Annotated in this window: 7 protein-coding genes; 3 read left to right on the plus strand and 4 right to left on the minus strand. The window is 44.2% G+C overall.

What is annotated here, in order from left to right; all coding sequences use genetic code 11:
- Positions 1-30 precede the first annotated feature (30 nt).
- Complete coding sequence (bchH, locus tag NDI34_RS01395; RefSeq protein ID WP_348231620.1) at positions 31-3,894, plus strand: magnesium chelatase subunit H; 3,864 nt, start codon at positions 31-33, stop codon at positions 3,892-3,894.
- Between the two features lie 206 nt (positions 3,895-4,100).
- A complete protein-coding gene (locus NDI34_RS01400; protein WP_348231622.1) occupies positions 4,101-4,973 on the plus strand; it encodes a short-chain dehydrogenase in 873 nt (290 codons plus the stop codon).
- 161 nt (positions 4,974-5,134) lie between these two features.
- On the opposite strand, the gene NDI34_RS01405 is transcribed toward NDI34_RS01400, so the two are convergent.
- The 4 genes from NDI34_RS01405 to NDI34_RS01420 form a co-directional block, all read right to left on the minus strand.
- On the minus strand, positions 5,135-6,079 hold the full coding sequence (locus tag NDI34_RS01405; protein ID WP_348231624.1) for a phosphodiester glycosidase family protein: 945 nt from the start codon (positions 6,077-6,079) through the stop codon (positions 5,135-5,137).
- A gap of 194 nt (positions 6,080-6,273) precedes the next feature.
- Positions 6,274-6,885 carry a gamma-glutamylcyclotransferase gene (locus NDI34_RS01410; protein WP_348231625.1) on the minus strand — a complete coding sequence of 204 codons (612 nt, stop codon included), beginning with the start codon at positions 6,883-6,885 and terminating at the stop codon, positions 6,274-6,276.
- 344 nt (positions 6,886-7,229) lie between these two features.
- A complete protein-coding gene (locus tag NDI34_RS01415; RefSeq protein ID WP_190687036.1) occupies positions 7,230-8,891 on the minus strand; it encodes a D-Ala-D-Ala carboxypeptidase family metallohydrolase in 1,662 nt (553 codons plus the stop codon).
- A 388-nt stretch (positions 8,892-9,279) separates the two neighbouring features.
- Positions 9,280-10,182: a retropepsin-like aspartic protease gene (locus NDI34_RS01420; RefSeq protein WP_348231626.1), complete on the minus strand. Its 903-nt coding sequence runs from the start codon at positions 10,180-10,182 to the stop codon at positions 9,280-9,282.
- A gap of 445 nt (positions 10,183-10,627) precedes the next feature.
- On the opposite strand from NDI34_RS01420, the gene NDI34_RS01425 reads away from it, so the two are divergent.
- On the plus strand, positions 10,628-11,713 hold the full coding sequence (locus tag NDI34_RS01425) for a fatty acid desaturase (protein ID WP_348231627.1): 1,086 nt from the start codon (positions 10,628-10,630) through the stop codon (positions 11,711-11,713).
- Positions 11,714-11,932 lie beyond the last annotated feature (219 nt).

Consider the following 11,932-nt stretch of genomic DNA (forward strand, 5'->3'; position numbering starts at 1 on the left):
CGAAAGTAGGAACCTTTAATCTCTCTGGGCATGAAACGCATTGTTCTAATTGCTGGGTTTGAATCATTCAACGCTGACTTGTACCGGAAGGCAGCTCATTTGGCTCAGGCTAGGTGTCCGGAGTTGGATATTCGGGTGTTTAGCGATCGCGCCCTCACCACAGAACCAGAAGCCGTAGAAGCCGCACTCCAAGGGGCAGATGTCTTTTTCGGCAGTCTGCTATTTGATTACGACCAAGTCATGTGGTTGCGCCAAAGGGTGCAAAATATTCCGATTCGCCTCGTTTTCGAGTCAGCCTTGGAATTGATGAGCCTCACTCAGATAGGCGCGTTCAAAATTGGCGACAAACCCAAGGGAATGCCCAAGCCAGTTAAATTTATTCTCGACAAATTCAGCAACGGGCGAGAAGAAGACAAACTTGCCGGTTATATTAGCTTTTTAAAAGTTGGGCCAAAATTATTAAAATTTGTGCCAGTGCAAAAAGTGCAAGACTTACGCAACTGGCTAATTATTTACGGTTATTGGAACGCTGGTGGAACAGAAAATGTCGCGTCGATGTTCTGGACGCTGGCAGAGAAATATTTGCAGTTAAAGGTAGGAGAAATTCCACCGCCAGTTGAAACTCCAAATATGGGATTGCTGCATCCCGATTATCAAGGCTTTTTTGAATCTCCAAGGGCATATTTGGGATGGTATCGACAGCTTCGCAAAGGAGAAGATAAAAACAAAGAGAATTCACCAATTTCCAATTCCCAATTTCCAATTCCCAATTTCCAATCCCCAGTTGTCGGCATTCTGCTTTATCGCAAGCACGTTATCACCAAACAGCCTTACATTCCCCAACTCATTCGCCACTTTGAGAAAGCTGGGTTGATACCTTTGCCAATCTTTATCAACGGCGTCGAAGGTCATGTGGCGGTGCGGGATTGGATGACAACAAACTACGAAATGCAACAGCGACAACTCGGTAATCTTGAAACTCCATCTCTGTCTGAAGATGCGGTTCCAGTAGATGCAATTGTCTCTACGATTGGCTTTCCCCTCGTCGGTGGCCCTGCCGGGTCAATGGAAGCAGGGCGACAAGTGGAAGTAGCCAAACGCATTCTAACTGCCAAGAATGTACCCTATATCGTCGCTGCACCGCTACTAATTCAAGATATCCATTCTTGGACGCGGCAGGGTGTTGGCGGGTTACAAAGTGTTGTTTTATATGCTTTGCCAGAACTGGATGGGGCAATCGATCCTGTTCCCCTCGGCGGTTTGGTGGGAGAAGATATTTACTTAATTCCAGAACGAGTTCAGCGTTTAACAGGAAGGTCGAAAAAATGGATTGCCCTACGCCAAAAACCAATTGCTGAACGTAAAATTGCCGTGATTTTATATGGTTTTCCGCCTGGATATGGGGCGACGGGGACAGCGGCTTTATTGAATGTACCTCGAAGTCTTATTAAATTCCTTCACGCCCTCAAAGACCAAGGCTACAACGTCGGAAAATTACCGGAAGATGGGGAAGAATTAATTCGCCTGGTGAAAGAAGCGGATGAGAACCCCACCCCAACCCTCGTGAACGGGGAGGGGGCAAGATCATTCACCTCCGTTGACGGCGGAGTTCAGGGAAGTACAAGCGTTAACGCTAAAACCTTAGAAAATTGGCTGGGATATTTGCTAACGACTCGCATCGAAAAACAGTGGAAATCCCTCGCTGGAACTGGCATCAAAACTTATGGAGATGAATTTCAAATTGGAGGGATACAACTAGGAAATATTTGGATAGGCGTACAGCCACCCTTGGGAATTTCCGGCGACCCGATGCGGCTAATGTTTGAGCGCGATTTAACACCTCACCCTCAGTATGCCGCTTTCTATAAATGGTTGCAAAACGACTTTCAAGCTGATGCTGTCGTTCACTTCGGAATGCACGGAACGGTTGAATGGTTGCCCGGATCTCCGCTGGGTAATACGGGCTATTCTTGGTCAGATATTCTGCTAGGAAATATCCCCAATCTATATATCTATGCGGCGAACAATCCTTCTGAATCAATGTTGGCAAAGCGTCGTGGCTACGGGGTACTGATTTCCCATAATGTGCCGCCTTATGGTCGTGCTGGATTGTACAAAGAATTGGTGTCGTTGCGCGATTTGATTTCGGAGTATCGGGAAGATCCGCAAAAAAATTACGCCCTCAAGGAAGCAATTTGTAAAAAGATTGTCGATACGGGTTTGGATGCAGATTGTCCTTTTGAGGATGCTAAACGCTTAGGTATTGACTTCTCGCCTGAGAATGCCAGAATGTTCAGTACAGATGTTTTTAATTCTTACTTAGTAAAACTGTACGAATATCTGCAAGTTCTAGAAAATCGTCTTTTTTCATCTGGTTTGCATACGCTGGGGGAACCACCAACTCCAGAAGGACTAATTAGCTATTTTGATGCTTATTTTGAATTGCCAAAAGACATTATTGAGGCAGTTGCTAAAGGCGCAGACAACCAGGCAGCACTATCAGCACACTGGGAATCCTTAAACAAAACATATCCTAATGTTAAATTTCGCATCAATCCTAATCTTCCAGAGTTAATAGATGAAGCGATAAAAATACGTGATTTATTACTACAAAACAGCGATGAACTCACGAATCTGTTGCGGGGACTTAATGGTGAATATATTCTGCCTGCGCCGGGTGGTGATTTGTTGCGGGATGGTGCTGGTGTGTTGCCAACAGGCAGGAATATTCATGCTTTAGATCCCTATCGGATGCCTTCCCCAGCCGCTTACGAAAGGGGTCGAGAAGTTGCTAGAAAGATTATCGCCCAACATCTTAAGGAACAGGGTTCTTATCCGGAAACTGTGGCAGTGATGTTATGGGGATTGGATGCGATTAAAACGAAGGGCGAATCTCTGGGAATTTTGCTGGAATTAGTGGGTGCTGAACCTGTTAAGGAAGGTACGGGAAGAATTGTCCGTTATGAATTAAAACCCTTAGCAGAAGTTGGTCATCCGCGTATTGATGTGTTAGGGAATCTTTCGGGAATTTTCCGCGATACCTTTATCAACATTATTGAATTGTTGGATGATTTGTTTCAACGCGCCGCTGATGCTGAGGAACCGGAAGACCAAAACTTTATCCGCAAACACGCTTTAGCATTGAAATCTCAAGGTGTAGAAAATGCCTCAGCGCGATTATTCTCTAACCCCGCCGGTGATTTTGGTTCGTTAGTGAACGATCGCGTAACTGATGGTAACTGGGAATCTGGCGATGAATTGGGCGATACTTGGCGCGATCGCAATGTCTTCAGCTACGGTAGAAAAGACAAAGGACAAGCTAGACCGGAAGTGCTGACGCAGTTGTTGCAAACAAGCGATCGCATTGTCCAAGAAATCGACTCGGTTGAATACGGTCTCACCGATATTCAAGAATATTACGCCAACACTGGCGGCTTGAAAAAAGCCGCAGAAAAACAACGCGGTAAAAAAGTTAACGCCAGCTTCGTCGAAAGCTTCTCCAAGGACACCACCCCCCGCAATTTAGACGACTTGCTGAGGATGGAGTACCGTACCAAATTGCTAAACCCCAAATGGGCAGAAGCAATGGCGAATCAAGGTTCAGGTGGTGCTTACGAAATCTCCCAACGCATGACAGCGTTAATTGGTTGGGGTGGTACTGTTGATTTTACCGATGATTGGGTTTACGACCAAGCAGTAGATACCTATGCTTTAGATGCAGAAATGGCGAATAAATTGCGCGAGGCAAATCCCGAAGCCTTCCGCAATATTGTCGCCAGAATGATAGAAGCAAATGGTCGCGGTTTCTGGCAACCTAATGAGGAGAAATTAGAAAAACTACGGACGCTGTATGACGAATCAGATGCAAAAATTGAAGGCGTGACTGTAGGCTAATCAGGTGATATGGTAGTTATTATGTAACACATAAGCTTTCACCTAACATACTAGAGCAGTCCTAAATGATTCATGAAAGCGAGATACCTAACTTCTCCAAAAAGTTGGGTATATAAACGCCTATCCATTCACAACTCAAATAGGATTTCTATAGCTTAGGAGCATACTGTTTTTCTTTAAGTTTTATTATTAAGGAGATATCCAAGATGGCAAATTTAAACAAAAAGTTTCCTTCTCCCATAGAGTTTTTTTTAGAAATTCCACTTTATGCTTCTTTTGAAGCTGATTCTAATTCGGAACTAATTAAGGAAATTGAAAATTTTAAAGGTTCAATTGATGCATTCTGCCCAAAGTGTGAAAAATACAGCACTTTCAAAAAGTTGCTTGGCATTAAGGAGCCTGTATTAGGGTATTTACAAAAAACGATTAAAGATAAAACAAATCCTACTATTAATAAATTCCAAAATTCTAAATCAAACCCTTTACAAGAATTGAAAATGAATAATAGAATATTTAATTTAAATTTTTGCTGCGCTAGAAATGGTAACCACAAAATGCACTTTTGTTTTAAAATATATAACGGTACAATTCAAAAAATTGGTCAATATCCTTCAATCGCAGATTTGAATATGACCGAGATAGGAAAGTATAGAAAAGTATTAGGTGAAACAAAATATAAGGAATTCAGTAGGGCTATTGGGCTTGTCAGTCATAAAATCGGTATTGGCTCTTTTGTTTATTTAAGAAGAATATTTGAAAATTTAGTCGAAGAAGCTCATCAAGAAGCTAAAAAAATAGATACATGGAACGAAGAATTTTACAACAGTAGTCGGGTTAATGAAAAAATCGGTCTACTAAAAGATATTCTGCCTGAATCATTAGTTAAAAATACAATTATTTATTCAATTCTAAGTAAAGGAATTCATGAGTTAAGTGAAGAAGATTGCTTGAATCATTTTAGTAGTCTAAAAAAAGGAATAGAAATTATTTTGGATGAGAAATTAGAAAAATTAAAAAAGGAAGCAAAAATCAAAGAGACTGAAAAGTCTCTGTCTGAGATAAAAAGTAAACTTAAGTAAATTAATAGAGTATAGCAATATACTCGATGAGAGGTAAACTCGGTTGCATAAACCTAAACGCCGCTTGCAAAGTGTAACCTAAAAAATATCACTGTGAAGACTGTATAGAAAATGCAGATGAAACTTGAGACTTATAAATATAAAAGTAGCTTAATATAGTTTTACTCGGTTTTATAAATTAAGAAAACTGAACCAATTGGATTAGAGTTTTCTACATAGATTTTGTTATTATAGTAAAAAGCTGTTGAAAAACCACCATCAAATAACATCGCTTCCTGAATATTTCCTAAACAGTGATTTTTAGAAATTCCTTTCAGAACATCATCAAACTTATCTGGATATAATGGCCCATCGGTTTCGACGTTGTTAACCAATAAAATTACATAGCCTTTGGAAGTAATCGCTGCCATTGAGCGGCTGGTTTCGTGTTTACAGGCATATTCTCCCAAGTCATTACAAATATCTTTAAATATTCCATCTTTATAAAATCTTCCATTTCCTCCTACTAAGTTATAGTTTAAATTTTGCTCGTTTCTTTTCCCAATCTGGATTGTCGCTTTTCGCGCTTTTGTACCTTCTGAAATTCCAAAGGAAGACCGCTTATCTTTAAATAAACCCGAATATTCTACCCCCCTCGAAATGTTCAAGCCTTGGGGTTTATTCTCAGGATCTATATAATCCCCGTTAATGGCTGCAATCGGTTTTTTGCCATTTAGTTTTGCATTATCATCGGCTATAATTTCATGAAACTGTTTTGGAACATATTCTTTGCGGAATCTTCCTTTAGCATCTTTAGCATAAATTTCATGGGCTAAAGCAAGACTAACCTTAAAATCTAGTTTCGGAGATTTTGGATCAAAAATAAGAACATAATTTGCCCCTTTAGCCTTTGTATTTCCTTGATGATCCGTTCTGATAAATTCTATGCTGAATTGGCATTCTTGGCTTTGGCAATCGCATAAATTATTAGCTGTATTTTCTCTGCTTATTATTTTTTGTGCTTGAACTTGAGGAATCGTTGAAGTATTTTTGGAATAAACATGAACAACAGATAAAATAATAAATATTACTAAGAATGTGGCTAGAAATTTTGCTTTTGTAAACATACACCAAGAATTTACAAAAAATGTATGTTTACATTTTAAGCCTAGCAATACCTAGGATGAGGGTAAAAATTAACTACCCTACAAGTATTTTAATAAATAATAAATAGGGGGGAATTGTCAGTTGTCATGAGCTTTTGGGTGTTTGCTCAGAATTGCTGACCAAAAACGAATCATTAATGACGAATGACGAACGATCAATTACCGCTAACTAAACGAACCGTAGAGACTGATGAGACCCAGTGGCGCTGTTGTAACTGATGCATATGGTTAAACAGTTGCCAGCAATACTGTTCTGGAAGCCCGCAGGTTAAGGCACCGCGCAGGACAACGTTGAAGTACCAGTCGTTGGGGGCGAGTTCTTCTGCTAATTTGTTAACGACAACGTAGGTACGAACGTTGGTATATGTCCGATCTTGGCAGGAAACGTTGACCATTTCCTGGCGATAACCGCCTTGAGGGACTTCTTCCCGTTCATCCAAGCGATCGCTCAATCTCCACGGTAATCGATACAGAACTCCTTCGACTGAGGCTGATGGATCTTTAACCATATCTAAAACACCACAGTTGCGAAGCGCTGAGCGACGATAAAATCCTAGCCGATATCCTTTCAGTGTGGCAGCACCAATCACGTAACTATGAGTGTTCTCGCCGAATGTACGCTTTAAATCGACCGGGCACATACAAGAACCGTAAGCAAAATAGTAGAACATCGGCTCTGTTTGTTGTTGTTGCAATCTCAATGCTGGATGTGAAGGATTATGAGATTGTACCCAGGTGTGTTTTAAGTGTCCAATGCGATCGCTCATCTATCTATAGGTATAGAAATGTTTTTACTATGGACATGATTCTAGCAGAATGTTTTTATTGTATACCTTCATATCCCGATAGGCAAACCGTAGATTAAATTTTTGTTTTCTCCTCCGGAAACCGGATAAAGATTGGTAGGGTTGAAAAAGCCAAATATTTTGGAGTTTCCTTGCGGAAGTACAAATACAAGGTTGGGTTTCATTCCCGCACGGAGCCAACGAAACACTGGCTGCGGTTGGGTTCAACAGCGTGAAACCCAACCTATACGGAAAGATTTGTCAGCTAACCCTAACCCCTCACCATTGATGGAAAAAGGAGCATTTGTGTACGTCTGTGCCTCACTTTAGTTTCGCCAGCGTGCCCGATAGCTTCGCGCATCAAGATGACACAGGTTCGGAAAGCTGGTGTAACGACCCAAACCACCGGGCCACCAAGGGTCGAGAGACCAGTAAAGTTGATCGCCAGAAAGACCTTCGCAGAGAAAGTCTATCGCATCTCCAACAATATGACGGCTGTATCTTGCCCCACCAACTGCACGATTGATCGCTGGAGGTCGATACCAGCTAGTAATGATGAAGGGTCGCCCAATGCGATCGCGTGCCCTTTGTGCGAGTCTCGCAATCCGGATCATGGCATCCAGCGTCGCCTGGTTAGGAGGCATCCGGGTGCCGCCGTGGGTAGCTTCTGCCCAGGTAAAGTTGCCATCCGGAACGATGGGGGCAGACAGCTGAATATTCCTTAGCGTCCACCTGTCGGGACGCTTGGCGACAGCGATTGGGACAGGCTTGGGTGCGGCGTCCGGAGAATCTTTCCGTGCCTGATTCATGCGTTTGAGATCCTCAAATAAGGAGCGAATGGCTTGATCTCTGGTTGCCAAATCGCGCCAAAGTTGAACCAGGCGGATTAAAGCTTCTCGTTGGTGGTCGATTTCTTTATATTCAATCGGCAGACGCCGAACAAAATTCAGCAATTCTCGATCTAGTTGGGCAGCAAGATTCGATAACCTGGTGCGATCGCTTGTCGTGCCACTCAGCAGTAGAGGGTCGATTCCCAATGATGCCAGCGCGGAAGCGCGAGAGTCCAACTTTCGCCAGATCCGAACTAATTCAGTTAGCGCGTTGCGTTGGTTGCCTGAAGCTTGATAATACTGCGGAATGCGCTGGATAAAGGCAATCAGGGCCGGATCGACAATTTTAATCCCTGTATCGGCGGAGGTGTTGTTTTTCAAAGAAGCGATCGCAACTTCCCGCGATTCTAGCTGACGCCACAGCTGGGCTAGCCGCAGCAGGGCTTCTCGCTGATAGGGATAACCGGAGTAATTGGGAGAAATTCGCTGGATAAATTGCTTGAGAGGAACATCCATCTGGGATTCCTCGAAGTTATCGCCAATGACAGTGCCAGGAGACAGCAAAGACGCGATCGCGGCTTCTTCTGTATCCATCTGACGCCACATCCGCACCACTTCCAGGGCAGCATCCCGTTGGTGAGGCAAGCCAGTATAGTATTCTGGAACTCGCTCCACTAGGGTCAGTAGCGCCTTATCCAGGTAGGCAAGATTGTGGGGCAAGCCTTCCGCACTGAAATCGGTTTCGATGTCTTTTAGGTACGCTTGCAGTAACGCCTTGGCATCGCTGGCTTCCAACCGCGCTGCTGTCGGTTCGCTTGCTGGCGGTGCATAACCATCAGCCACAGCTTGAATAAAGCGATCGCTGTAGCGCCCTTTTTGTACGTCCCACAGATCCGCTCCTTTCCACCCCTGAGCGACCAGATTGTTACTTAAACTGCGGATAGTATTGGCAGCATATTGCACTTGTTTGGGAAAAGAATCCACCTCCTGTAGGGGAATGCGATTCGCTGGGGAGATGCCCAGTCCCTTTTCTCCGTCCGAAAACTGCGGTGAAGATAGCACTTGATAAAGCGCTGCCAGAATCGGCTTGTGAATGCCAGTTCGTTCCGCTTCTAAGAGGTAGTAGTAATTGCGCTGGTCTGGTGTCAGTGTTGGCATAGCCAGTTTTGATAACCCACTTAACCACTCTATGACTTTGGCACCCGTTCCGAAGCTTTTCCAGAGTGATTCCTAGAATAAATATCAATCAGTGCGATCGCTACCTAAACGGCACGGTGACGCCCCAAGCGTCCGCTTTTCGGACAGAGAAGCCAGAAAATCTAGCTTTCTCCCCTATAAGGCTACGGTGTACACACAAGTCGGCTGACCTCTCCCTAAACCCATCTCCGACACGGAGAGCGACTTTGAATACTGCTCCCCTTCCCTACAAAGGAAGGGGTTGGGGGTTAGGTCTGAGAGCGCTTTGTCCGTACACCGTAGCCTTATAGGGGGAGGGGTAGGAAGAGGTCAAAATCCACTGTAACCAATTGAAAATCGCGCTCGTTCTTCAGCGCTGGCGACGAAACTCCACCACATCTTTTTTAATGGTGATGTCATAGCCGTCATAGAAGTCATGTCCTAGCAGTCCAATGTCCAAGTCGGGTTGTCCGATTCCAACCAGCACATCTTTGACGAGATTTCCACCCAATTGCATCGAATTAACAAACCCAAAGTATATTCCAGCTACTCCATTCGCCGTCTTCACGTTCGCCATTCCTACAGGTTTCACCTTTAGGTCATAAGCCATCTGTCGGGTGATCAACGTTTTACTTGCCCCTGTATCCAGAAACATTTCATATTTCTTTTTGCCATCAAATGTCACGTCAACAACAGGAATTGTGTCACCTTGTCGGCGTTTGATGGGAACCGTGAAAAAGGGTTTGTTAACGATTGCAGGTCCAATGGGTTTGGGCTTGGGCGGAGGAGCCGCTTGTTTCTGAGCCGAGGCTAGAAAGCGCTGGTATTGAGGCAGCTTCTTTTGAGCGATCGCATGGTTGCGGCTAGAAGTTGGCACAGCTTTCATTAATTCAATTGCCTCTTGCCACCGGCTGGCAACTAATTGCCAATCATCTCGGCTTTTGGCAGATTCACTAATCGCGATCGCGCCAAGGGCAGTATCTATCGCTTCGTTATAAGTGTCAGGGCCAGTCTTGATCGATTGGTTAACGGGTGTTTTTTTAGTCGCCGTTGATGCTTTTGGCTTAGCTGTTGAGGCAGATTTAGCCGGTTGAGTAGCAGCAGAATTGGCAACAGCTGCCACGGGACTTGCGCTAGCAGCAGGCGTCGCTGAGGCTGAGGCTGCCGGTGGGCTAGGAGGGCTTGCTGCATCGTTATTACAGCCAAGAATCCCAAACGCCAGGGAGCTGGATAGAACAATCAGGGTGGTACGGCTTTGAGAGGGTTTCCACATGATTAATCGCCCGATCTTATAAGCAATTGATTTTGGAGAGGACACGGCTTTTCTGGCAAGACGGGTCTTACTACACCCTAAGGTAAGATTTTTCCGTAGATTTTTCCGGATTTAACCAGTTTCTTTTTGTTGAATGACTGTTTAACCTGTCAATCGCGATCGGTTCCCGAAAACTCTCCATGCCGGAGGGAGCCGATTGGTTGCCCGACTTGCCGTAGTTGCGAACCCGTTCAAGCTAGTTCCTCAATCAAGGGCTGCATCCAAGTGTATTTGTTCCATACCATACTAAATGCTACATGAGCAACCGCATTTTCCGCAGAATAAATTTGGTAAGTAAACAACAGCCATACTCTTGACTAATCAGTCTTTATAGCGTTAATTGCACTGATGGCGCGGCTGTAGAATAATGCCTTTTGGTCTACAGTTACGTAAAATTGGAAACTTTGTGCAATCTAAGCTCATAGAGTTAAATAATCCTGTCGAAGAAGAATTATATTTGGGTGACTCAGAACCCCCCTTTACCCTTCAAGACTTGAAAGCCGCCATTCCCCCAGAGTGCTTTGTGCCCTCCACCAAGCGATCGCTGTTCTATTTTCTAGTGGATGTAGGGATAATCGGCATCCTCTACGCGATCGCTAGCTATCTGGATTCCTGGTGGGTTTGGCCTGTATTTTGGTTGGCGCAGGGAACAATGTTCTGGGCGTTGTTTGTCGTCGGACACGACTGCGGTCACGGTTCTTTTTCCAGAAAAAAATGGATAAATAACCTGATTGGGCATTTGGCACACATTCCCATCCTCGTGCCGTATCATGGGTGGCGTATCAGCCACCGAACTCACCACAAAAATACCGGCAACATTGACACGGATGAAAGCTGGTATCCCGTTACAGAAAGCCAGTATCGGGAGATGCCCGCGTATGAAAAATTTGTCCGCTTTAATGCCTTAGCCTTACTGGTGGCTTATCCGTTGTACTTGTTTAAAGGGACTCCTGGAAAGCCTGGTTCTCATTTTCTCCCCAGTAACCCTGTGTTTCGACCCTCAGAAAAATGGGATGTCATCACTAGCGCCACCCTCTGGACGCTGATGCTGGGTTGCTTAGGCTGGTTAACTTATCAGTGGGGCTGGATGTGGCTGGTCAAATATTATGTAGGCCCCTACGAGGTTTTTGTCGTCTGGCTAGCATTGGTAACATTTCTGCACCACACCGACCCGGATATTCCTTGGTATCGTGGCAAAGACTGGTATTTTCTCAAGGGTGCCTTATCTACGATTGACCACGATTATGGGTTTATCAATAATATTCACCATAATATTGGCACCCATGTAGCTCATCACATATTCCTCAGCATTCCTCACTACCACCTGAAGACAGCAACTGAGGCGATTAAACCTATTTTGGGCAATTACTACCGAAAATCCAATCGGTCAGTTTTCCAAGCCTTCCTACGCTCTAACCCTTCCTGTCATTTTGTAACGGATACAGGGGCGAAGGTTTACTACAAATCTAAAAAAGAACTCCAAAAAGACTAATACAGTCATTTCCTGAGTTCGCAGTAGAGGCGCAAAGTTTTGCGCCTCTACTTGATTAAAATTTTGATGGTTTGATTCCCAATGCGCTCAACCCTTGCCTCTATGGTAAATGAACCCTTCGCGGCAAGCCTGACAGACTGCGACCCCCATTAACCAGGAATATTCAGATAAAAGTGGAGAGCGAATTAAAACTGTAAACTTATGTTAAGTTCAGTTTTC

Origin of the sequence: Trichocoleus sp. DQ-U1 (assembly GCF_039961925.1) — a bacterium.
Classification (GTDB): domain Bacteria; phylum Cyanobacteriota; class Cyanobacteriia; order Cyanobacteriales; family FACHB-T130; genus FACHB-T130.